A 23150-nucleotide genomic window follows, 5' to 3' on the forward strand; every position below is an offset into this window, starting at 1 on the left:
TGCGCGGACCAGAGTGGCCGGACCGCGCTGGGCGGGCGAATGTCATTCCCGCATCACTCCCGCGTTACAGGCCTGACACTGAGTAGCTGCGTTTGATAGCAACAGTAGCGTGCCCCCACTCGCTGGCTTTGACTCGAGCCTGATGAAGTTCAAAGGAGCGAGCATCCTCAAAGCACTCGGAAACATCCCAGACCCAAGGGTTGACGCTTTGTTGCACGGCAAAGGAGATGCATCCTGATTCGGCCAGCGTCAGTTCGACATGTCTAGGTAGGAACTTTTTGACGAGGGCAGTCTCGGCGTCGTCCTGACAAATCAGTTGACCAGTCAAAATTATGTTGTTCACGTGATAGATCCTGCCATGGACAGGCGAGAACCAGAACTAGAACTAGCCACGGTGTTTCGAAGACCAGCCTCCGCGGGACAATCTTCGCCAGAATTGCTTCCAACCGACTAGTGGACCCGAAAACTGCTAGTTGTCACAGCAAATCTTTCAAGATCTAGCATCGCTAATTTCGCGCCGATCGGCACCAGTCTCCAATGAATTCCAAAGTCTCGAACTCTTGTGGCCGCGGGTCCTGAGACTGGGGTGTGTTCCGACACCAGGTTGCGGTCGCGCGATTCGTTCCCTGCTCGAGGGGTTCACCGTCAGTCGGGGGTATAGGGGCTGATCTCCAGCTGGTCAACTCCGTGATTGTGCAATGCCTCGACGACACGATGCGTGGCGATGAAAACATAGTTCTGAACCGTCTGGCCGTAGATGTTCTGAATGTCAGAGCCCGGGGACGGATCGGTCGCGAAGCCGGTATATCCCTCGACATGCGAGCCGGAGTGGTCTCGAACATCGACGTCGAAGGTTCGGTAACCGGTGACCTCAGCGGCGCGGAGCGCCTCGATGAAACGAGTGGAGACAATCTTCAACGCGTTCCCACCGGTCCACAGCATGTCACCGAACTTCTTGCCTCCGTTGTAGGGAGCAAGCCACACAGGGAAGGGAAGTTCTTCAGGACGCCAGTCGACGATGAACGGGTAGGCACTGGTGACACCGTCGGGCATGTACCAGGGTTCTCCGGTGATTTTCGGCTTACCTTGTCCGCAGACGCCGAGCCACACGTAGTTACGTTTCGATCTGGCCTCTATGCGAACCCACTCGGACATACGCTCGCCTTTCATCAACGGCAGTAAATCGAGTATATGACCTTCATCGACGTGTTGAACTGAAGGAAGACGGTCGCTCCCGCATTCGGTGTGGATCGCAGCGATAAATGGCGGCTTTTTCGCAACGCTGAATGTCACCCCCTGGTGGCTCGGAAGCCGAACGGCTACCTGGACGAGTTGCCCGTATTTTGCCCAGCGGTCTGACTTTCCAGAATGGCGAGGGCCTTTTCGCTCGCATTGCGAATCCGATGCAGCGCCCCAATAATACTGATGCTTGCGAACAACACGATGAGAATCAGGACGACGAGCAACCAAGTGATATCCATGGACTCACTCTGTCAGATCCGGCAGCGCATCGAAAGTGGGCCGTTTGTCAATGGATTCAAATTGCATAAGGGTGTAGTAGTGAAGTTGCCAGCGATCCTAGGCTACGTCCCAATAGGGAACGGCTATTGGGACGGTTGCCATGAGTTCAAGCGCATTGCGATGGAAGCGCTGTTTTTCGTTTGGACTATTCACTATGGCCCGTCTTGGTCCGGCAGGTATCGTGGGCATATGGACGAAGCCGTGAATATGAATCTTGTGCCAAGCCCAGAGAAACTCGTGGCTTTGATCGACGAAATCGTGACATCGGGTTGGCCCGACAGAAATGACGATCAAGCCGACTATCTTCTGCGGTTGGGATTCCACCAAGACGAAGGAGCAGAGGGATTCTGCGAGGGCTACGGTTTTTTGCCGGCACCAGAGTCAGCGGTGTATCTCGGAGGGGAGCTCCACAATGCTGATTTGGCTGTCTCAAACGCAACGTGGTCGTCGTTTAACGGAGAGTTGTTCTCCGTAGGTTTCTTCCTCTATGACGGGCGTAGCAGCCGAGAGGATGGTGCGGTGCTCGGATACCGATTCATCTACGAACAACTCCTTGCCATGTACGGTCAGCCGGCTGACGCGACCGTTGGACCATTCGCCGAAGCGACCTCATGCTGGAACTTAAACGGGACTACAGTCGAGATGTATTGCCACACCAGGCCCACGCCTGTTCTGCAGCTTGGGTTCGGCCACATAGTTCGCAATACAGACTATGAAGCACGCATGGTTTAGAGAAATTGTTCGAGTCACCTGCGTCGCGCAACACAGCAGCCTAGGTGAGACGCCCGTAGGCGCAACCCTCTGTGAGATAGTATCCGGTTGGTTCGATCCAGACCATGATTTTCGAGGATTGCCTTGCTTCCGATGGAAGTATTCACTGTCAGTGGCTGGCGTAAATTTTTGCCTGTCCGTGAGTAGTCCGGATTTTTTGGAACACACCGCCAAGGATGACGGTTCCAGCAAGGGTAGTGATGACTGCAGCCCAGCCAACACCCCAATAAAGTACTGAGGCATTGTCAAGGATGGCTTGTCGCAGCGGTGAGACAGGTTCAGGGGGTAGAAAGTCTCCGTAGCGCGGGAACGGGATTGCCAATAGCATCCATTTGCAGAGCAGGGCCAGGATTGATGTCACGGACAGCCCCAGCCACCAAAGGGTGATTTTTCGAGACTGGTCTTGTTGCAGCAGCGATTTACAAGCGCGGAATCCCCATGCGAGTGTGAGGGTTACAAGAATGGCTGCCACGAAAGTCAACAGCGGCATTATGAACGCAAGCAAGGCGAACACTGGGGCCATGACGGACGCGACGCGCCACAAGAACATGCTGGGTGTTGCGATGATTACCGAATCAGACATCTGAAGGCCCCCTGTATTCTCCATACTCACTTTAAAAGTGCTGTGCGTGTAACCCGCGCCACTACGTACCAGTCAATCATAGGAACTCGGAATCGGCCCGGCACAGGTCACCAAGCTTCAGACTGAATGAAGCCACCACCAAAAGTCGACTGGACAAGCATCAAATGCTATCTGAACTGCATCTCCATGATTTTAAGGGAACGGCTTGCGGGACAACGCTTAGAGCTAGCGACAAAGCAGGTCGAGATGTTCGCTGATACGGTTGTCCGCTCTGCCTGGTGTCTTCAGGATTTGAACGCAAGAATGGGGGCGATCGTGACCAAGATAATGATCATCGCCCATCTGAGATACTTGGCTGGCACTGTGCGTGCAACCTTCCAGCCGATAAGCACTCCGCACAATTCTGGTACACCGACGATGAGTGCGAACCCCCAGTCAATCGCGCCGATGCTGAGATAGCCGATGCTGCCTACGATCGAGATGATGATCGATTGGGCTTGTGCTGCGGCAAGGGCTGACAGTATCGGTGTGCCGATGGCGACGAGCAATGGCACCGTTAGTAACGGACCGCCGACGCCGAACATTCCGCTGGCAGCTGCCACTAGAAGTCCGATCACCACGAGCACGGCCGTAGGATGCCGTGGGTGCATTCCGTCATCAACTGTGAGCGCCTGCCGGTACCAGACAAGCACGGCAACAACCATCAAAAAGACGGCCAGCAGGATTCCGAATACTGGACCGGAGACGGCCGAGTTGAGCAGAACCCCGACAGGCGTCCCGACAATCGCAGTGAGGAGCAATATGACAGCCACCCGAACGGTTTGCCGATCGCGCAAATGCCCGGATCGGAGGTAGGCGAGGGACCCAACCGTGCCAGTTGCCACATGCGTCACCATGGCTGTACCCGCCACAGCCGCAGGCGAGAGACCTGTGAAGAGGAAGAGTCCGGCTGTCGCCAGTACACCGCCAGGGCCAACGGCTGTGATGCCGATTCCTGCAATTAGACCGATGCAGGCAAGAAGAAGAATAGACAAGTCGCCAGCCTATCAGCGGAGATACTGCACGCCGTCGGCCGCTCACATTCCGCACAGGAATGTTCACCGGACACGTGCCTAGTACGTGTCCGGTGAATGTGTGGTTAGGGGCGGATGACGGGTTGCTGCAGCTCAGTCATCCAGTTTTCCTGGGCTTCAGGCTCGGAGACAATATACAGTTCGCGGCAGACTCCAGCCAGTTCATAGCCGTTCTCTTCGATCCACGCATGCAGTGCCTCCCACGATTCTCCGATGGTTGCCATGGAACCGTGGTGAACGGTCGTAGCGGCAAGAGCGACTCCCGGGATATTGGCGATGGTGAACCCCGCTCCCGCTAGGGTGGCAGCATTGACGGGGAATGCGGCGTAGGCACGGACTTCCTCCCCGTCACCAGATTCGATGGCTTCGTACATCGCCAAAGACTGGGCTCCTGGGTCAATGCCAGCAGTCGCTAGATCCTCCGCGAGCTGTCCGAACAGTGGCCCGATGACCGGGCTGATGTTCTCCGGTCCGAAGCCGGGGGCAATGGTGCTGGTGAGTGCCACATGCTGGGCCGGCAGGGGCTTGAGTTCGGTGGTGATGGTGCCCTGCATAATCCGCGCTACCTCGTCGAGCCGAAATCCAGGGTCCTTGAAGGCCAGGATGCGGCCGAGCACAGCAAACTGCTTGCCCTCGTAGGAGCGGTATCCGCTGTGAGGATCCACTCGGGCAGGGGGAAGCAGACCGATCTCGTCGTAGTGCCTGAGCATCCGGACGGATACCCTGCCTATCGACGCGAACTCTCCAATGTTGAACATGATGTCTCCAAGAATTCCGCCTCACACTGTGTGAGAGTCAAGCATTGCATTTTCATACTTCTCGCAGAGGTTTTGAGAAAGTTCAAAAACTGATCCGTTACCGGGCGGGAATCAGCTCAGCACCTGTTTGAACAGGGCTTGGTACTCACTACTAACTAGGTCCAAAGAGAGAGCCTCTTCCAAACTGAACCATCCGAAATCGTCATGTTCATCTGGCGCGGCATTCGTGATTTCGCCGTCCCATTCATCAATCCGCCATATCTCCAGAAAGAGGCCGGCTTCTTGGCGCGTTAGTAGAGCTGTCCCACCGGGCGCGGTGATTTCCACGTTCAACTCTTCTCGAAGCTCGCGTACCAGCGCCTGTCGGCTATCCTCGCCTGGTTCCAAGTGGCCTCCCGGGAGGTCCCACACGTTGGGATACTTAGCCTTCGATGGGGATCGATGCACTAGAAGAATTTGCCCTGCACGTACGAGCAATCCGCACGACACATAATGCGTCAAAAGTTGTTCCATGAGTCGAGTCTACGGATACCCTGCCGTCGTCCCGCGGAACGGGAGGCACGCCAGCCCGTGGTGCTGACGCATCGCGAAGACTACGATTAAGGGCATGGGCCGTTCGACGATGTTGGGGAACTACACGGACAATGCCGTGCGGGCGGTGATCATGGCTCAGGAAGAGTCAAGGTATATACACGACTCGTACATCGGTCCCGAGCATCTACTATTGGGGCTTCTGCACGCATATCCGAAGATGGTGCAGACGGCGCTGGGCGTCTGGCCGGATGAAGTGCGTGATGCGATAGTAGGTTTTGTCCCCTCGGGTCCGCCGGACATCCCAGCGTTATTTCCATTCACCCGCGAGTCTCTGGACGCTCTCAAGGCGGGGCAGCGAACAGCGCGGGAGCTTCATTCCGATCAGGTCGGTATCAAGCACCTATTGTTCGGGGTGCTGAGTGTCCATAGCGACCGCCTGGATCGGGCGCTGGCCGCTACGGGTGTGGTTCGAGGCAGCGCGCAAACGCGGGTAATGGCGGCGCTTACGCGCGGCTGACCGATTGCCGGGCTGGGCAACAGGCAGCGATCGCCCGCCAGTCTATCTTCGCAAGCACCCGCAAGGGGTTCGTTTGGACAGGCATTTCGGAGTTCCCGTAAACGGTGTCCGGTGAATGGAACGGTGAACATTTCTCTTATAGGACAGCAGAGTCCTCGAATCACGGACCCAGAGCCTGTTGTTGAACTACAACAAAAAAATCTTGTTGTGACATGAAATCCGGATTAGCGGCGCGTAGCTACGGATCCTACACTTGGGACATGGATTTGACGGTTTCTGCGGCGCTCACGATTCCCGCCAGTGAACTCAACTGGCGCTTTTCGCGTTCCTCAGGCCCTGGCGGTCAGCACGTAAACACCTCCGATAGTCGCGCAGAATTGCTGTGGAACGTGGCCGAATCAGCAGTTCTGACCCAGGAGCAGCGCGTCATTCTGCTTGAACGGTTCAGCAGGCGGCTCGTTGACGGTGTCATCACGGTGGCCGCGCATGAACAGCGCTCGCAGTTGCGCAACCGGGAGATCGCACTGGAGAAATTAGGTGCGCTTGTTGCTGCAGCGCTCACTCCAGCAGCTGCTCCCCGCAAGAGCACCAAACCCACTCGGGGATCCAAACGCCGGCATCAGGCAGCGAAACAGCAGCGCTCCGCGACGAAACAGTTGCGGCAGCGACCGCACGGGGATTAACGCTCATCACTTTGCATCGCTGGCTCGGCTGGCGCCTCGGTGCCCGTTAGGGTTGAGCCATGACACGGACTGTGGCGGTTTTGCTGGCAGCAGGTGCTGGGACCAGGTTGGGGCTCGGGCCCAAAGCCCTTTTATCTTTCCGCGGAACCACCCTCGTTGCTCATGCAGCGGCGGAACTACTGCGTGGCGGCTGCGTCGAAGTCATTGTGGTGGTTGGCGCGAGTGCTGCACAAGTGCGGGCTACTCCCCTGCCGCGGGGGTGCCGAATCGTGGAGAACCCAATCTGGACACAAGGCATGGGGACCTCGTTTGCAGCTGGCATTGCAGCGGCAATTGGCGAAGGAGACGCTGATGGCACCAGGAGCGGCCCCATATTGGTTGCGTTGGTTGACCAACCCGGCATGAACTTTGAACTCATCCAAATTCTGCTCGCTGCCCACCGGCCAGGACGGATCACCGCCGCCGGGTACCGCTCCGCTCATGGCGCAGCGGGCGCGGGTAACTTGCGGCGCGGGAATCCCGTACTGTTCTCTGCCGAGCACGCGGTGGCCGCAGCGGCAATAGCCACGGGTGATTCCGGCGCCAGGGTATTCCTCGCGGCTCATCCAGAGCTAGTAGATCTGGTCGATGTCAGTACCTACTCCGATGGTGCTGACATTGACACCCCTGCAGATCTACCCCTGCTGGAATAGTTGGTGCAGTCCGTACCCAGCTGGAGCAGTCAATATGTGACATGAGGAACCATAGGCAACTTTATGGAATAGCGCCCCGCCCCTCAAGGTTGTGCAACACGTTGTCCATCAACCGCACTTTAGGAGATGTCCTTGAACTTGTTTTCCCCCGTCACCCTCGGCAGCTTAGAACTTCCCAACCGCGTGGTCATGGCCCCGCTCACTCGCTCCCGATCCGGCGTCGACGGTGTACCCGGGGACTTGGTGGTTGAGTATTACCGCCAGCGCGCATCCATGGGTCTGTTGACGAGCGAGGGTGTCTACCCGAGTTTTGCCGGCCAGGCATTTGTGCGTCAGCCGGGACTGGTTACCGATGAGCAGATCGCTGGTTGGAAGCGCGTCACCGACGCCGTCCACGCAGATGGCGGGCGCATCATTGCCCAAGTCATGCACTCGGGCCGTGTTACCCACCCGGGCACCAACGGTGGATACCAAGTGGTGGCCCCGAGCGCCGTAGCGATCGACGGCGTGACCCGCACTTATGAGGGCAAACAGGCTTATCCGGTCCCCCACGCACTAGAAAAAGGCGAACTGGCGGGCGTCATCGGCGAATTCGTCCAGGGCTCCCTCAATGCTCTTGCTGCAGGATTTGACGGTGTAGAGCTCCACGGCGCCAATGGGTACTTGCTCCATGAATTTCTCTCGCCAGCGTCCAACCAGCGCACTGATGGATACGGTGGCAGTGCCCAGAACCGTGCCCGCTTTGTCATCGAGACGGTTCAGGCCGTCGCCGAAGCGATTGGTGCCGATAAGACTTGGCTGCGCATTTCACCCGAGCACAACATCCAAGGGGCGTTGGAAACCGATGCCGCGCAGACCCTCGCCACTTACTCGGCTCTGGTCGATGCTATCGCCCCTCTGGGGCTGGCTGGCCTGAGCATTTTGCACAAGGATCCATCGGGCACCTTGGTACAGACACTGCGTACCCGTTTCGGTGGCCCCGTGCTGCTGAACACCGGATTTGAGACGGTCACCAGCCTCTCCGATGCCCACTCCCTCAGTGAGTTGGCAGACGCTGTAGTGGTTGGCCGCCCCGCCATTGCCAACCCGGATCTGGTGCGCCGCTGGGCTGAGAACCTGCCGCTGAACGAACCTGATTTCGCCACGTTCTACACCGAGGGCGCGGCCGGATACACTGACTACCCCTTCTGGGCCAACTAGTCTGGACCCACTAAATCATCAGGCCCGTTAGCTAGCAGTACTAGCGGGCCGGACAAGTTGCGCAGCGTTCTTGTGGCAACCCCCATCCTGTTGGCGACGCAAGAACGCGTTGTGGGACCCCTTGGTTTAGCATGGAAGGCATGCGATGGTTTCTTCGATGAGGCGGGAAGTGTCCTTTGGCGCGCCTCCCTCTTCGGGGCTACCCCGGGGTACGCACTATTGCCTGATCCATGCACCGCAGGTGCCTCACTGCGCTCCGCGCAGCCGCGCACCCGCACAGAGAGCTGAGTCATCGGAGAAGCCATCGCAGCCATAACTCCGTCTCAAAATTCACAAGTGACTCAGTCTCTAACGACAGCCTCGGCAACGCTCAAGCGCACCCCCCCGCGCGTCAACGGAGGCCATAGCGCAAACTCTGGCACAGGCTTTTTTGGCTTCCCCACAGTGGACCAAGCCGGATCTAGTAGACGCCGGCGCCCATGTTTTGGGAGCACGGCGCCGTTGGCTGGGACCGCTTGTCACCTTCGTTTTGGGTGCGTACCTGCGTCCGCCGCTGGATGCTCCGCGCGAACTGGCCGTCATGATCGGCGGCAGTGATGCATTGGTTGAGGCCATAGCCAAAGCAGCCCGGCAACGTAAACCCATCGTGATTGCCAAATATGTGTTGGCACCTTCGGTGGCCCGTGATCGGAGGCAAACGGGAGTACCTGCGATCAACACGTTGGGCGAGCTGGCTCAACGTCTCCAGCTCGGCGCCGGGGAACTGGAATGGTTCGCGGATCCAAAGCACTGGAACCGAACGGGGGCACACAAGCTTCAGCACTACCGCTACGAATGGCGCACGCGTCCAGGGCGACTGCCACGCCTACTGGAGATCCCGGCGCCGCGCCTACGTGCCATCCAGCGAACTGTGTTGCACGAGCTGCTCTACCCCATTGAACTCCACGACGCGGCCCACGGATTTGTCCCCGGCCGCAGCGCCGTCACGGGCGCCGCTCACCACACCGATAAGGATGTGGTGTTGACCGTCGATCTGCAGACTTTCTTTGCCAAGGTGACGGCCGGGCAAGTGTTCGGAACGCTGCGCCAAGCTGGTTATTCCGAAGCTGTTGCGCACCGTTTGACAGGAATCCTTACCCACGTAGTTCCGCCCCAGGTGCTGGCCCACATGCCTCCCGGAGGGAATCCGGCCCAGCGGTTTGCGCTGCGGAAGGCACTGTCTTTGCCGCATCTTCCGCAGGGCGCACCCACCTCTCCAACTGTGGCGAACCTGTCTCTGCGCCGGCTGGATTCACGCCTCGCCGGACTCGCTGCAACGTTCGACGGCGGCTACACCCGTTACGCAGACGACCTCGCCTTCAGCGGAGGCCGGGAATTTGCGCGGCGTACCCAGGCTTTCTTGCGGGCCGCCACAGAAATCATCGAAGACCAAGGACACAGCGTCAACCAGCTGAAAACAAGAGTCCGCCGCGCCAGCACCCGCCAAACGGTGACCTCGGTAGTGGTCAACGAACGCACCAATGTTTCCCGCCCGGACTTTGACCGGCTTAAGGCAATCCTGCACAACTGCCTGAAACATGGTCCGGAGTCGCAAAACCGGGAAGACCGCTCCGATTTCCGGGCCCACCTGCAAGGCCATATCTCCTGGGTTTCCGCACTCCATCCAGCCCGCGGAGCAAAACTTCTAGAGGTTTTCCACCGCATCAACTTCTGAGACGCCGGTAGCGCCCGCCTCCTCGGCCGTTATGCTTAGGCCATGACGACGACGTCGATTGCTTCCGCGGGCGCACTCTCTGCCAGACTGGCCGAAACTGGTTATCTTGCTGATGAAGGGCTGTCCACCATCGCCTATTTGGCCATGTCAATGGAGCGCCCGCTACTGCTTGAAGGTGAACCCGGCACAGGCAAAACGGCCATGGCGCAAGCTCTAGCTCAGGCATTTGCTCTGCCCCTGATCAGGCTGCAGTGTTACGAAGGCATTGACGCCACACAGGCTCTTTACGATTGGGACTTCACTGCACAGATCCTGCACCTACGCAGCGTTGAAGCAGGTGGCGAAACCCGCAGCACCGCCGATCTGGAAAGTTCGCTCTACGATCAGCGCTTCCTTCTGGCCCGGCCTATTCTGAAAGCGTTGCAACAAAGCCCTGCCGTGCTGTTGATCGATGAAATTGACCGGGCAGATGACGAATTTGAGGCGTTCCTGCTGGAGGTCCTATCCACCTATCAAGTCTCCATTCCGGAATTCGGCACGGTGAAAGCCGCCGTCCCGCCGCTGGTTGTGCTGACCTCCAACCGCACCCGCGATCTGCATGATGCGCTCAAGCGTCGCTGCCTGTATCACTGGATTGACCACCCAGGCTTGGCCCGGGAGGTGGAGATTGTGCGCACCAGGCTGCCCCAAGTCCCGACACTTCTGGCCGAACAAGTGGTCCGGGCCGTCCAACAGATCCGCGCCACCGACGATGTTATGAAGCCTCCCGGTGTGGCCGAAACTCTCGATTGGGCACGCGCTCTGCACCTGCTGGGCAGTGCCGAACTGGATCTGGAATCGGCAGCGGCCAGTATCGGTGCGCTGTGCAAATATCGCGAGGATACCCAACGCGTGACGGCCGCGCTGGCCAGGATTCTGGGCTGATACGTGGCTGCGGTGACCAATAGCGCTGAGGAAATTCTCCTGGCCTTTGCCGCCGCTGTCCGTGCTGCCGGCTTGAAGGTCACCGCGGAGCACTCACGCAGTTTTGTTGACGCCGTGGCCCATTTATCCATGGAGAACCGTGGTGAGGTCTTTTGGGCTGGGCGGGCCACCTTATGCTCCGCCCCGGAAGATCTGGATGCTTATCAACGAACCTTTGAACACTGGTTCACTCCCGTGCACGCCGCCCCCAAAGCCGAGATGGGTGCAGCCACCACGGTCCAGGCTGCTGCGCTTGACGAGGACGACGCCGGCCCTGATGGTTCCGAACAAAGCGAAGAGTCCCTGCGCGCTGTCGCCAGCCGCCACGAACTCTTGCGCCACCGCGATGTAGCCACCCTTGACCCTGCCGAAGGGGCCCTGCTCCACCAGCTGTTCGGCAAGCTCACCGTCACCTTGCCTACGCGTTTATCCCGCCGGAAGCAGCCGTGGCGAACCGGGCAGATTGACCGTGCCCGCACCTTCCGCGAACAGCTACGCCGCGGAGGAGAGCCAGGGCCCCTGAAATACGTTCGCAGGCCCAGAAAGCTGCGGCGGATCGTTTGGCTCATCGACGTCTCCGGTTCCATGTCACCGTATGCCGACAGTCTGCTGCGCCTGGCCCACCATGTCCTGCAAGCCGCCCCGCATCAGGTGGAAATTTTCACTTTGGGTACCCGGCTGACCCGGGTTACAGCCGCGCTCCGTACCCCCGACGCCGACGATGCCTTGGCATTGGCCGGAATCACCGTGCCGGATTGGTCCGGTGGCACGCGGCTGGGTGAGGTACTGCGGGCTTTTAACGATCGGTGGGGACAGCGCGCGGTGGGCAGATCCGCCGTCGTCGTTATTCTCAGTGACGGGTGGGAACGCGGCGATCCGGCGCTGTTGGGGAGGCAGGTGGAACGGCTGCATCATGTGGCGCGTCGTGTCATCTGGGCCAACCCACACCGGGGCAAGCCCGGCTACGAGCCTGTGCAACAGGGAATTATGGCTATCCGTCCGCACGTTGATGATTTTATTGGGGGCCATTCATTGAAGAGCTTCGAGGAGTTGTTGGCTGTGATGGGCAATGCGTGAAGTACTCAAGGACTTAGTGGAAGCTGTGGCAGCCGGGCACACCGTGGGATTGGGGACGGTGGTGCGCACCTTCCGCTCGGCGCCACGTCCGGCCGGCGCCTCCATGATGGTCGATTCCGATGGGCTTGCTGTGGGATCCGTATCCGGCGGATGTGTGGAGGGAGCCCTCTATGAGTTGGCCACCGAGGTGGCGGCCAGCGGCACACCGGTATTACAGCGCTATGGGATCAGCGATGACGCCGCCTTCGAGGTAGGCCTGACATGCGGTGGGATCATTGACGTGTTTGTCGAAGCTATCTCACAGACTACGTTCCCGGAGCTGGCCCACGTGGCTGCCCATGTGGATGCGGATCGGCCCGTGGCGATCGTGACAGTTATTGAGCACCCCGACCCGGCTTGGTTGGGACGCCACCTGGTGGTTCGCCCCGATGGATTTGCAGGCTCGCTGGGGAGTGCCCGTGCCAACCATGCCGTCAGCGATGATGCGATAGGGCTGCTGGCAGCCGGACGCAATACAACGCTGATGTACGGACCCGATGGCGAACGTCGCGGGGACGGCATGCGCGTCTTTGTGGCCAGTTTTGCTCCGCAGCCACGCATGCTGGTGTTTGGTGCCATTGACTTCGCGGCGGCCGTGGCCCGGCAAGGCAGTTTCCTGGGCTACCGGGTCACCGTCTGTGATGCTCGCGCCATCTTTGCCACCAAGGCACGCTTTCCCGTGGCCGATGAGGTGGTGGTGGAGTGGCCGCACCGCTATTTACAGGCACAAATTGATGCCGGTCTGGTGGATCCACGCACCGTCATTTGCGTGCTGACCCACGATCCCAAATTTGATGTTCCGCTCTTGGAGGTGGCGTTGCGCCACGAGGTGGCTTATGTGGGTGCCATGGGCTCGCGCAAAACCCACGACGACCGGATGGAACGCCTACGTGAGGCGGGTTTGAGCGAGGAGGAGTTGTCCCAGCTCTCCAGCCCCATCGGCCTGGACCTTGGCTCGCGCACTCCGGAGGAGACCGCTGTGTCCATTGCGGCTGAGATCATTGCACTGCAGTGGGGCGGGCGGGGTGGCAGGCTCAGCGACATGGACGTGCGAATACACCACGTTCTCGTCGCGGACGCCGCACATGAGGATGAAAGTGAGGATTTGCCGCTCTAATACGGAAAGGTGGGCTGGGGCTCTAACTATCCTCTGGCCCGTCATGTAACGTGAAGCACATCATGGGCTGGAGACAGGCAATGGCGTCTGAACTCCAAAGAAACTAGAGGAGTTCTCAATGGCGAGTTCCATATCCATCACCGTGGACGTTGACGGCGTCAGCTACACGGACAGCGTTGAACCCAGACTTTTGTTGGTCCAATACCTGCGTGGACTGCTGGGAAAAACAGGCACCCTGATTGGTTGTGACACCACCAACTGCGGTGCCTGTACTGTGCACCTCGATGGTGTCAGCGTGAAATCCTGCACCATGTTTGCCGTGCAGGCGGACGGACACCAGGTCACCACCATTGAGGGCATGGCCCAAAATGGGAAACTGGCCCCGTTGCAGGAGGCCTTCCACCAGTGCCACGCACTCCAATGCGGCTTCTGCACCCCGGGCATGATCATGCAATCGGCATCGCTGCTGAAAGAAAACCCACATCCCACCGAAACGGAGATCCGGGAAGGGCTCGAGGGCAATCTATGCCGCTGCACCGGCTACCAAAATATTGTGGCAGCTGTGAAGTCCGTGGCGGACGGCGTCCAATATGACGATTCAGGTGTTTCCGTGGCACCATCTCTGGACGATTCCGAAACAGCAGGTGTGTCATGACCGCGACAACAGAAGGCAGCCGTACTGGCAAGGATCGGACCGAAATTGGCACGGCCCGGCTTCGGAAGGAGGATGCGCACCTAATCACGGGGCGTTCGCGCTTCACCGACAATATGGTGCTTCCGGGGATGTTGCACTTGGCTATGGTTCGCAGCCCCTTTGCGCACGCCATGATTACTTCCATTGATGTCTCCGCAGCGCAGTGCTCCCCCGGTATTGTGGCCGTGTTGACCGGCGCCGATGTAGCGGATGAGCAAGGTTCATTGCCCAATGCGTGGCCAGTCGCCCCGGATCAGAAGGCTCCCAGTCATCCCTCGATCGCCGTGGAGGAAGTCGCCTTTGCTGGCGAGATCGTCGCCGTGGTGATTGCCCGCAGCGTGGCCGCCGCCCGGGACGCCGTCGAACTTGTTGATGTTGAGTACAACGAGCTGCCGGTGGTCATGGACCTGGAGGAAGCCGCAACAGATGCGGTGTTGGCCCATACCTCACTGGATTCGAACAAGTCCGCAACGTGGGTGTTTGATTCGGGCGAAGCCGGCACGGGTACCGCCATTGATGAGGCGCTGGCTAACTCCGATGTGGTGGTGGAGCGGACCCTGTACCAGCAGCGGCTCATTCCGGCGTTCATGGAACCACGCTCTACGGTGGTGGATCCAACGGGCCAGCAGATCACCATGTGGAGCGCCACGCAGATCCCGCACATTTTGCGGCTTATGTTGGCGCTGACATTAGGCATCCCCGAGAGTAAAGTTCGGGTGGTCGCTCCGGATGTTGGTGGAGGCTTTGGCGGGAAGCTGCAGGTCACCCCTGAGGAAGTCATCACTTTGTTGGTGGCTCGGCGCATGGGTAAGCCGTGCAAGTTCACTGAGACGCGCAGTGAGTCCCTGCAGGTGGGCCACCATGGGCGGGCGCAGGTACAGCGGTTGAAGATCGGCGCCACGAAGGACGGCATTGTCACGGGTCTGCACGTTGACCTGTTAGCGGATATGGGCGCCTACTTGGGTCTGATCACCTCCGGCATCCCAGTGCTGGGTGCGTTCATGTACAACTCGATCTACAAGTTCCCGGCGTACCACTTTGAGTGCCACAACATTTTCACCAACAAGGCCTGGACGGATGCTTACCGTGGGGCCGGGCGCCCTGAAGCCACGTTCGCCATTGAGCGGATGATGGATGAGTTGGCCGTGGAGCTGAACATGGATCCATTGGAGCTGCGGGAGAAGAACTGGATCAAGCACACCGAGTTCCCGTTCACCACCGTGGCAGGGCTGGAATACGACACCGGCAATTACGAGGCCGCCACCGAGAAGGCGCTAGGCCTCTTCGGATACCAGGAGCTGCGGGCCGAGCAGCAGCGGCGGCGAGATACGAACGCCACCGTCCAGTTAGGAATTGGCATCTCCACTTTCACGGAGATGTGTGGGCTGGCTCCCTCACGTGTGCTTGGTGCACTCAGCTATGCGGCCGGCGGATGGGAACACGCCCAAGTACGGGTGCTGCCCACCGGCAACGTGGAAGTTGTCACTGGCTCTTCGGCGCACGGGCAGGGCCACGAAACAGCGTGGAGCCAGCTCGTAGCTGACAGGCTCGGGGTCCCTTTCGAGAACGTGGAAGTGCTGCACGGTGACACGCAAGTGTCTCAACGTGGCCTGGACACATATGGGTCCCGGTCCCTCTCGGTGGGAGGCATGGCCGTGCTGGCCGCAGCCGACAAGGTCATTGAGAAAGCCAAAAAGATTGCCGCTCACATGATGGAGGCCAACGAAGCCGATCTCGACTTCGCCAACGGCTCCTTCACCGTGCGCGGCACCGAGCAGTCCACGGCCTTCGGCGAAATTGCCTTTGCCGCGTTCTCCGCGCACAACCTGCCCGACGGTATGGAACCGAATCTGGACTCCGAGGCCACCTTCGATCCCGTCAATTTCTCCTACCCGCACGGCACCCACCTTGCGGCCATGGAGGTGGACACCGAAACCGGCCAGGTCACGGTCCATAAATATGTGTGCGTGGACGATGTGGGGGTGGTGGTGAACCCCATGCTGGTGGAAGGTCAAGTCCATGGCGGCTTGGCACAGGGCATTGCGCAGGCCCTCTTCGAAGAAGCTGTCTACGACGACGCCGGCACCTTGGTCTCAGGATCATTCGTGGATTATCTGGTTCCCGGCGCCCCGGATCTGCCGCACTACATCACGGCGCGGACCGAGACAGCCGCCACCAGCAATCAGCTCGGCGCCAAGGGCGTAGGTGAGGCAGGCACCATCGCCTCCACTCCGGCCATTGTCAACGGAGTGCTCGATGCCATCCGCCATCTGGGTGTGCAAGATATCAAAATGCCGTGCACACCAGCCCGTGTGTGGCACGCCCTGCAGGAAGCCAAAACCACCGGAGGTGTGCAATGATTCCCAGCGCGTTCGATTACGCCGCGCCCACAACGGTTGCTGATGCGCTGAGTTTACTGGCCGCCGCCGTTTCAGCCGGTGACGACGTCAAGGTACTGGCCGGGGGCCAAAGCCTGATCCCCGTCATGAAGTTACGCATGGCCGATCCTTCCATGGTGGTGGACTTGGGGCGGATACCTTCCCTTTCCGGCATCAGGGACGACGGCGAGACCCTCACCATAGGTGCCATGACCCCACACCACGTGGTGGCCACCCATCCAATGATTGCCAGTTTTGCGCCGTTACTGGCGCAGGCTGCCGCCACGGTGGCTGATCCTCAAGTCCGGCACCGCGGCACCATTGGCGGGGCACTTGTCCATGCCGATCCAGCCGGAGACATGCCAGCTCCCATCATGGCCCTTGAAGGGGTGTTCAATCTGCAGGGCCCTGCCGGGAGCCGCTCGGTAAATGCCGCTGACTTCTTCCAGGGCTACTTCACCACGGCAGTGGAAGAAGGTGAGATTCTCACCAGCATCACGGTGCCCAAGTACGCCGGCTGGGGAACCCACTATGAGAAGTTCACACGCGTGGCCCAGCAATGGTCCATTGTTGCCGTGGCAGCTCTTATCCGGATTGAAGGTGGCGTCATTGCCGAGGCCCGGTTGGGACTAACCAATATGGCCAGCACTCCCCTGCGCGCCACTTCAACCGAGGCTGCGCTCGCAGGCTGTGCCTTGGAGGTGGGTGCCATTGCGGGCGCCTGCGCCAACGCGGCGGACGGAACAGATCCGGCCAGTGACCTGAATGGAGATGCCGCCTACCGGCGCCACCTCGCAACGGTGGTGGCCAAGCGTGCGGTACTGGCCGCCGTCGGACTTTCATCGCAGAAGGGATAGCTTCATCATGGAACTCAAACACCATTTCACGGTCCCGTCGTCGTTGGAAGATACGTGGCGATCCTTCAACGAGCTGGAGGAGATCGCCCCCTGCTTTCCTGGGGCAACGTTGACCAGCGTGGACGGTGACACGTTCACCGGCACGGTCAAGATCAAGCTGGGTCCAATCGCCATGCTGTACACGGGCGCGGGGCGTTTTCTTTCCCGCGATGAAGCCTCTCACACCGTGGTTATTGAGGCTCAAGGGAAGGATAAACGCGGCAACGGCACGGCTGGCGCCACCGTCACGGCGGTGCTGGCGGCGGACGGTGAAGGCACCACCGTGGATGTTTCCACCGATATGAACGTCACGGGCAAGCCCGCACAATTTGGACGGGGCGTCATCCAGGACATCTCGGACAAGCTGCTGGAAGCGTTCGTGCAATGCGTGATTAAGAAGGCGCAAGGGCCGGCAGAGACTGAGGCGACGGAGCCGGAGGATCCTGTTGTACCCGTGACTGAGACCAACGTTGCTGCCGCCCCGGCGGCACCTTCCGCCCCGGCGGCTCCGGCTGCTTCGGCGGTTGCGGCAGCGCCAGCGGTTCCGGCTCCCCCGCCCCCGCCTCCCGCTGCACGCCATGCCGCCCCACCAGTTCAGGCAGCCCCAGTTCAGGCCGCGGCAGAACTTGATTTGGGTTCGGCCGTGTTGCCGGTGCTGACCCAACGCTTTGGGCCGGCCGCGCTCGTGGCCGTAGCTGTTCTAGCTTTGATCATCTGTGTGTGCCGAGGAAGACGACGGTCATAAACTGCCGTTTCTACCCACTGCTCTCCCGACCGCGGTCCCAGCTGCACGGTGCGCCGTTCGCTCTAATGGAAGGCCGGAATTCCCGTGATGTGAGCACCCAGTATCAGAGTGTGGACCTCGTCGGTGCCTTCATAGGTGCGCACGGATTCTAAGTTATTGGCATGACGCAGTGGCGAATAGTCCAAAGTAATACCATTACCGCCCAAGATGGACCGCGCCTCACGGCAAATTTTTATAGCCTCACGGCAGTTGTTGAGCTTGCCCACAGATATCTGAACGGGTTCCAGGGATCCGGTGTCCTTCATGCGGCCGGTATGGATGGCCAGCAGAGTGCCCTTCTGGATTTCCAGGAGCATGTTAACCAGTTTTTGCTGCGTAATTTGGTAAGCCGCTAGGGGCTTGTCGAATTGCAACCGGGCTAAGGAATACTCCAAAGCTGCCTCGTAGCTGTCGCGTGCGGCGCCCATGACTCCCCAGATAACGCCGTAGCGAGCTTCGTTGAGACACGAAAAGGGTCCACGAAGTCCCTTGGCGCCAGGCAAGAGTGCATCTTCTGGAAGCCGAACATCCTCGAAAGTGAGATCGCATTGAATAGAAGCCCGCATGGACAGCTTTTGTTCGATGGGTGTCGCCGTGAATCCCTGACTGTTGGTGGGCACCAGAAACCCGCGAACGCCGTCGTCAGTCTCAGCCCAAACCACAGCGATCTGAGCTACCGAGGCTAGTCCTATCCAGCGCTTGGCACCGTTAAGCACCCAGCCGTCAGCGTCCTTCCTAGCGAAGGTGGCCATGGACGCCGGATCGGAGCCGGCGGTAGGTTCGGTGAGAGCAAAACATCCGATGATCTCGCCCTTGGCCATCCGCGGCAGGTACTGGTTCTTTTGCTCTTCGGAACCCCATTTATGGATGGCGCTCATGGCCAGCGAGCCCTGCACGCTGACGAAGGTACGGAGTCCAGAATCGCCCGCTTCTAACTCCATGGCAGCAATGCCATATTCGACTGCGGAGCGGCCGGGGCAGCCGTACCCGTGCAGGTGCATGCCAAGCAGGCCGAGCTGCCCCATTTCCTTGACAATTTCCAGGGGGAACTCGGCGCCCTCGTACCATGCTGCAATATGGGGACGGATGCGCTCTTCCACAAACTGACGCACCATGCCGCGCAGCTCAAGTTCTTCCTCGCTGAGCAGCGCATCAAGGTTGAGGACATCCGAGCGCTGAGCGGTTGCGGCGGGAGTGGCGGGAGTGGCGTTTTTGGTCAACGTAATTCCTTCGTAGACGGTGCGGAGAAGGCTCCTAGTAGGAATTTGGCTCTTAGGCTTGCGGGTCTTTTCTCCAGTAAAACAGCGTCCAGTCCAGTACATCCAGCCAGCATCAAAGCCACGCGTAGATCACAATGCATATTTCGCTGGCACCGGTGTTCCACTCATTGCTGTTGTGACCTGTCCGTCCGCGCTCTGGACTAAATGAAGGCGGTCACCATTGCTTTGGCAAATTTAGGGAGCACCGCCGTAGACCTGCCGGTAACGAGCATCCAGCCCTGATTGGGACAGAATTGGACGTCTTCTGCTGTCCATTGTGCCCCGGCGCCGAGGGCATTCTCAGCCAGACCTGGCCATCCCGTCAGCACCTTTCCCCGCAGAACTCCAGCATCAATCAAAATCCGGGGACCTTGGGAGATGGCCGCCACTGGTTTTCCGGCCGCGATAAAGTCAGTCACCAAGTGGGCCGCTGCACTACTTCCACGCAAAAACTGGATGTGGTCCGTTCCTCCGGGCACAATCAGTCCCGAGAAATCCTCGGCATTCTGCCCAACCACCAGCCCGTCGACCAGGAAAATTTCCCCGGAAGTCTCCCCCGGAGCACGCGTCACAATAGAGCCACCGGACGTCGAGAGGAGGACTGGCTTACCCCCTGCATCCTTAACTGCCTCCCATAAAGTGATCAACTCTTGGTGGTCAACGCCCTGTGGTGCAACCAAAAAAGCAATCCGCTTCCCATTGATTTCATTGGACACAGTTGATTCCTTTCGCTGCGGCTTTCAGATCAGCTCCGGATGGAGCCTCGGTTCCGGACCCAACCGATTACTCCTGTGGCGACGAACAAGACAAGGCCAATGATTGCCAGCCAGAACAGGCCCTTGATGACGAATCCCAAGACTGATAAAACAAGCCAAATGATTAATAGGCCAACAATGATTCCCATAGCGTTACGCTCCCAACGAGTAGTGCAGTTGCTGCAGCAGTCTAATTTCTGATGTGCGTGCGCTGCGGCCGCTGCCTTTTATTCAAGGCTAGGGCCCGGCCACGTCAATAACAACCATCCGGACGCCTAGCCATCCACGCTCTGCACCTATCAATGCTTCCTTACAGTCCTTGCTTACACATGGAATTGACTGGCTAAGAACTCCTGCTGACACGGTTAGTCCGGATTACCTGGCCGGCCGGGACCACAGTTTTCCACATCCTCAGGCAACGCCTCGTGGTGCTTCTGACCATGCGTTCTCCGGTTCTCTTTCATCTCCGCCTCGTACACATGACGTTTACCGCCTATAAGCTCCTCACGGGCGCGCTTCTCAGCTGCTTTGAATTCGGCGTAGTAGCCGTCGTCGTAATCTTCAACCAACTGAAACGTCCACCGTCCACTGATGACGTTGCGTCCTAGTATCTCGCGGTCAAAAACTTCACTCAATTCGGTATGCCCTGCTGCGCGCAGCAGTTGTATCGCCTCGCCAAGCGCCAAATCGGCCTTTCCGGTGAGCCGATGAAAGCCGTAGAGAAGCCCTCTAGCATGCTCCACCACTTCGAGGGCTTCGGAGAGTTTACCGAGAGCCTCAACGGTTGAATCCGTCACCTCGGACCCTCGTTGATGGGCGGCATCAGGCTCATCCACTGGCGCGGCAGATGATGTTTCCATGGGCAATACTCCCCTATTAATGGACGTAACGGCTTCACCAATTCTCGCCGCTGCACTGGTTGCTATAGCCGTCTCATGGGTGCCAGGCTTCTTCCCAGTCGATTCTCTATCCGCACCATTTTTGGCGCTACGCTGCAACCGCCTTCCACGCCGGTGACGTTTTCATGGAATTGCTCCGTCCTGCCACCGGCAGTATCCTGTTTCAGATCTTTTTCTTGCTTGAGTCACCCCGTAGGGGCAGCAGGTCTAGGACCCGCTACCCCTACGACCGGAGGAGTATACTTCCCTAAACGCGGGTAGCTGCTCCGCCTTCCGTGTCGTCAGTGTGACGATCGTTAGCGTCCTCCTTGAAATGCGCCTTGGCGTCTGCGATCTTGTCCTTGGCGCTTCCCTTCACCTGATCGGCTTTGCCCTCGATCACTTGGGAGTTGTCATCGGTGGCTTTGCCCACAGCTTCCTTGATCTTTCCTGTGGCCTTGTCCTTGGCTGCATCGAACTTGTCTGCGATACCCATCATTCCTCCTGTTGTGTTTGTTTGTTTTCGATGTCAAGCGTTCACTCTTTAGCGGGTTCGGCGTCCTCAACAAAGGTCTCGCCCTCATCGTTCGTGTAAACACGGTATTCGTTCGTCGGCTGGTCTTGTTCGGCGTCCATGGACCGTTCCGAGACGGGCTCATCAATGGCCGAACGCTCGGCGTCACCAAAAACGGCACCAAGACCCTTGGCATCTTGCGTCGGCTCTCCACGGGGGATGGATTCTCCATGGCCACGAGAGTTGTTAGTCTCTTCCATGGGTGTTTGACCCAGATCCGCGAAGGTATGGACCCCCACATGCTGCCAGCTCACGTGCACCTGCGCAGATCCATCTTCCGGAGTCTCAACGGAAGTCTGTACTTCGTCCTTTGGCGCACCCATGCCGTACAACTTCTGCTGGTAGGAATCCACCAGTTGTTTTAGGGATTCCGGCGTCCACTCTCCGGGGCGCATGCGGGTGGAAATCTCTACAGGTTCGTTGCTGCTCTCAGTCACTTGATTCTCCTAATCGGTAATCGAGGGGCGATCCCTTTGGCAGCCGGGAGGGCTGCCGCGGTGGCCGTCTCAGTTGTGGATTCTACGAATTACGCAGGGACTTAATGAGTTCTGACTTTCGTTTTTTGGAATAGCCACTGAGCCCAATTTCTTTGGCTTTGTTTTTGAGTTCGGGCACGGTCCAATCCTCATAGGCAGGGGAATTTCCGCCCTTGCGTCCAATAGCTGAGCGCCCCTTCTTGGCAGCTGCATTGGAGATTCTGGCCGCCTTCTGGGCTGAGGCTCCATCATCGCGCAAAGCCTCATACATCTCTGGATCCTTCAGGCTGGGATTCTGCTTCTCAGGCATGTGTCCTGTCCTTCCGTCCTCTGTGAGCTTCTCTCTGGGAGGCGCATTTAGGGGGCATTTAGCCGGGCCTCTTGTTCACCGCGCCGAACCTTTGTTTTAGGTAAAACTCTGCACAGGGTTAGGGATCCACGGCCACGTACTGCCAGCCCACACGTGACTGGCATGTTAGCCGCTTGCTAATGAAGATTGCTGGGAAAGTTGTGAAGTGTTCAAACATGGTTTGTCCTCCTCGTTCGCTGATGCAAGTACTCTAAAAACTCTTTTCGAGTAATTCTTGGCTGCAGTACTGCCGGGCTTTGCGGCCTACGACCACTTCACCCGCCATTTCGACTGTAACGAGCCGAGCTGGAAATATCTACGGCATTGGCATTGCCATGCTGAGATTTCTTGCGCGAAAGCGTAGCGTCCAGCCCCTAACGCACCCCGAACTCTCGACAGTTCTACTGCAGGCCTTACCACCGTGAATGCATTACGGGCAACGTGGGGAATGAGCGGGCGTTATGCCAGCGGGACCGACGCGGATGGTACGGTCCGGCACTCGAACTACAGACGCTGAAATGCAGCACCTTAGCTACCTCCCCGACTTGGCAAGACCCCTGGTTGGTGGGAATACTATACCTCACCCGGATTGCTTTCCAGTTTCAGCGTGGCCTTGCGCGCAAGGCGTTGGGTGGCGACTTGAATGACAGCTCCAGTACCTGCAGTGACCAGCGCAAAAACCAACACGCCTGGTAGAGGATTACCAAGATCATCGGCCTCCTTAGGCGGCTCATGTCCTGTCCCCTTTCGCCAGCCCGCGGCCAACGCTTTACGCGCCGCGGCCCCAGCAGCCAGACTCGCCCCAAGGCTCAGAATTCTGATGAGAATTTTCATTCGTTTCTCTCCTCGTTCTCTCGCAGTGACG

General features: G+C 58.9%; 27 protein-coding genes. 13 read left to right on the forward strand and 14 right to left on the reverse strand.

Going from position 1 to position 23150, the window contains the following annotated elements; genetic code table 11:
• Nucleotides 1-64 precede the first annotated feature (64 nt).
• The 3 genes from ACX80D_RS04800 to ACX80D_RS04810 all read right to left on the reverse strand — a co-directional run bounded on the left by ACX80D_RS04800 (nt 65) and on the right by ACX80D_RS04810 (nt 1481).
• Nucleotides 65-343, reverse strand: a complete 279-nt coding sequence (locus tag ACX80D_RS04800) for a putative quinol monooxygenase (RefSeq protein ID WP_459321492.1) — start codon at nt 341-343, stop codon at nt 65-67.
• Between the two features lie 302 nt (nt 344-645).
• Nucleotides 646-1155 (reverse strand): hypothetical protein, encoded by a 510-nt coding sequence (locus ACX80D_RS04805; protein ID WP_459321493.1) that lies wholly within the window; start codon nt 1153-1155, stop codon nt 646-648.
• Between the two features lie 164 nt (nt 1156-1319).
• A complete protein-coding gene (locus ACX80D_RS04810) occupies nt 1320-1481 on the reverse strand; it encodes a hypothetical protein (protein ID WP_459321494.1) in 162 nt (53 codons plus the stop codon).
• Between the two features lie 79 nt (nt 1482-1560).
• On the opposite strand from ACX80D_RS04810, the gene ACX80D_RS04815 reads away from it, so the two are divergent.
• Nucleotides 1561-2253 (forward strand): hypothetical protein, encoded by a 693-nt coding sequence (locus ACX80D_RS04815; protein WP_459321495.1) that lies wholly within the window; start codon nt 1561-1563, stop codon nt 2251-2253.
• Between the two features lie 148 nt (nt 2254-2401).
• Here ACX80D_RS04815 and ACX80D_RS04820 read toward each other — a convergent pair whose 3' ends face one another.
• From ACX80D_RS04820 to ACX80D_RS04835, 4 genes are all read right to left on the reverse strand, one after another.
• Complete coding sequence (locus ACX80D_RS04820; protein WP_459321496.1) at nt 2402-2875, reverse strand: hypothetical protein; 474 nt, start codon at nt 2873-2875, stop codon at nt 2402-2404.
• 284 nt (nt 2876-3159) lie between these two features.
• Nucleotides 3160-3909, reverse strand: coding sequence for a sulfite exporter TauE/SafE family protein (locus tag ACX80D_RS04825; RefSeq protein ID WP_459321497.1), 750 nt, complete (start codon nt 3907-3909; stop codon nt 3160-3162).
• A gap of 104 nt (nt 3910-4013) precedes the next feature.
• Entirely contained in the window at nt 4014-4706 is a 693-nt protein-coding gene (locus ACX80D_RS04830; protein WP_459321498.1) for a MerR family transcriptional regulator, read from the reverse strand.
• Between the two features lie 111 nt (nt 4707-4817).
• The gene (locus tag ACX80D_RS04835) at nt 4818-5219 is read right to left on the reverse strand and encodes an NUDIX domain-containing protein (protein ID WP_459321499.1); all 402 of its coding nucleotides are present in this window, start codon (nt 5217-5219) and stop codon (nt 4818-4820) included.
• Nucleotides 5220-5313: 94 nt separating this feature from the next.
• On the opposite strand from ACX80D_RS04835, the gene ACX80D_RS04840 reads away from it, so the two are divergent.
• The 12 genes from ACX80D_RS04840 to ACX80D_RS04895 all read left to right on the forward strand — a co-directional run bounded on the left by ACX80D_RS04840 (nt 5314) and on the right by ACX80D_RS04895 (nt 17955).
• Nucleotides 5314-5757: a Clp protease N-terminal domain-containing protein gene (locus ACX80D_RS04840; protein ID WP_459321500.1), complete on the forward strand. Its 444-nt coding sequence runs from the start codon at nt 5314-5316 to the stop codon at nt 5755-5757.
• Nucleotides 5758-6017: 260 nt separating this feature from the next.
• The gene (gene arfB, locus ACX80D_RS04845) at nt 6018-6440 is read left to right on the forward strand and encodes an alternative ribosome rescue aminoacyl-tRNA hydrolase ArfB (protein ID WP_459321501.1); all 423 of its coding nucleotides are present in this window, start codon (nt 6018-6020) and stop codon (nt 6438-6440) included.
• Nucleotides 6441-6499: 59 nt separating this feature from the next.
• Nucleotides 6500-7132, forward strand: coding sequence for a nucleotidyltransferase family protein (locus tag ACX80D_RS04850; protein ID WP_459321502.1), 633 nt, complete (start codon nt 6500-6502; stop codon nt 7130-7132).
• Nucleotides 7133-7258: 126 nt separating this feature from the next.
• Nucleotides 7259-8332, forward strand: a complete 1074-nt coding sequence (locus tag ACX80D_RS04855; protein ID WP_459321503.1) for an alkene reductase — start codon at nt 7259-7261, stop codon at nt 8330-8332.
• A gap of 430 nt (nt 8333-8762) precedes the next feature.
• Entirely contained in the window at nt 8763-10046 is a 1284-nt protein-coding gene (locus tag ACX80D_RS04860) for a reverse transcriptase family protein (RefSeq protein WP_459321504.1), read from the forward strand.
• 42 nt (nt 10047-10088) lie between these two features.
• Complete coding sequence (locus tag ACX80D_RS04865; protein ID WP_459321505.1) at nt 10089-10970, forward strand: AAA family ATPase; 882 nt, start codon at nt 10089-10091, stop codon at nt 10968-10970.
• Between the two features lie 3 nt (nt 10971-10973).
• Entirely contained in the window at nt 10974-12086 is a 1113-nt protein-coding gene (locus tag ACX80D_RS04870; RefSeq protein ID WP_459321506.1) for a vWA domain-containing protein, read from the forward strand.
• Complete coding sequence (locus ACX80D_RS04875; protein ID WP_459321507.1) at nt 12079-13242, forward strand: XdhC family protein; 1164 nt, start codon at nt 12079-12081, stop codon at nt 13240-13242. The genes ACX80D_RS04870 and ACX80D_RS04875 overlap by 8 nt, the downstream gene beginning before the upstream one ends.
• Before the next feature lie 118 nt (nt 13243-13360).
• Nucleotides 13361-13897 (forward strand): (2Fe-2S)-binding protein, encoded by a 537-nt coding sequence (locus tag ACX80D_RS04880; protein ID WP_459321508.1) that lies wholly within the window; start codon nt 13361-13363, stop codon nt 13895-13897.
• On the forward strand, nt 13894-16296 hold the full coding sequence (locus tag ACX80D_RS04885; RefSeq protein WP_459321509.1) for a xanthine dehydrogenase family protein molybdopterin-binding subunit: 2403 nt from the start codon (nt 13894-13896) through the stop codon (nt 16294-16296). Before ACX80D_RS04880 ends, ACX80D_RS04885 begins: the two co-directional genes overlap by 4 nt.
• Nucleotides 16293-17171: an FAD binding domain-containing protein gene (locus ACX80D_RS04890; protein ID WP_459321510.1), complete on the forward strand. Its 879-nt coding sequence runs from the start codon at nt 16293-16295 to the stop codon at nt 17169-17171. The genes ACX80D_RS04885 and ACX80D_RS04890 overlap by 4 nt, the downstream gene beginning before the upstream one ends.
• Nucleotides 17172-17178: 7 nt before the next feature.
• Nucleotides 17179-17955 (forward strand): SRPBCC family protein, encoded by a 777-nt coding sequence (locus ACX80D_RS04895; RefSeq protein ID WP_459321511.1) that lies wholly within the window; start codon nt 17179-17181, stop codon nt 17953-17955.
• A gap of 62 nt (nt 17956-18017) precedes the next feature.
• Here the strand turns inward: ACX80D_RS04895 and ACX80D_RS04900 are convergent, their stop codons facing one another.
• From ACX80D_RS04900 to ACX80D_RS04930, 7 genes are all read right to left on the reverse strand, one after another.
• Entirely contained in the window at nt 18018-19214 is a 1197-nt protein-coding gene (locus ACX80D_RS04900; RefSeq protein WP_459321512.1) for an acyl-CoA dehydrogenase family protein, read from the reverse strand.
• A gap of 200 nt (nt 19215-19414) precedes the next feature.
• Complete coding sequence (locus ACX80D_RS04905) at nt 19415-19969, reverse strand: DJ-1/PfpI family protein (protein WP_459321513.1); 555 nt, start codon at nt 19967-19969, stop codon at nt 19415-19417.
• 404 nt (nt 19970-20373) lie between these two features.
• A complete protein-coding gene (locus tag ACX80D_RS04910; RefSeq protein ID WP_459321514.1) occupies nt 20374-20868 on the reverse strand; it encodes a hypothetical protein in 495 nt (164 codons plus the stop codon).
• A gap of 286 nt (nt 20869-21154) precedes the next feature.
• On the reverse strand, nt 21155-21385 hold the full coding sequence (locus tag ACX80D_RS04915; protein ID WP_459321515.1) for a CsbD family protein: 231 nt from the start codon (nt 21383-21385) through the stop codon (nt 21155-21157).
• 38 nt (nt 21386-21423) lie between these two features.
• Nucleotides 21424-21897, reverse strand: coding sequence for a hypothetical protein (locus ACX80D_RS04920; RefSeq protein ID WP_459321516.1), 474 nt, complete (start codon nt 21895-21897; stop codon nt 21424-21426).
• A gap of 82 nt (nt 21898-21979) precedes the next feature.
• Nucleotides 21980-22246, reverse strand: coding sequence for a Rho termination factor N-terminal domain-containing protein (locus ACX80D_RS04925; protein WP_459321517.1), 267 nt, complete (start codon nt 22244-22246; stop codon nt 21980-21982).
• A 612-nt stretch (nt 22247-22858) separates the two neighbouring features.
• Nucleotides 22859-23119: a DUF4235 domain-containing protein gene (locus ACX80D_RS04930; protein WP_459321518.1), complete on the reverse strand. Its 261-nt coding sequence runs from the start codon at nt 23117-23119 to the stop codon at nt 22859-22861.
• Nucleotides 23120-23150: the final 31 nt, after the last annotated feature.

This window comes from Arthrobacter sp. Sr24, from assembly GCF_054511175.1.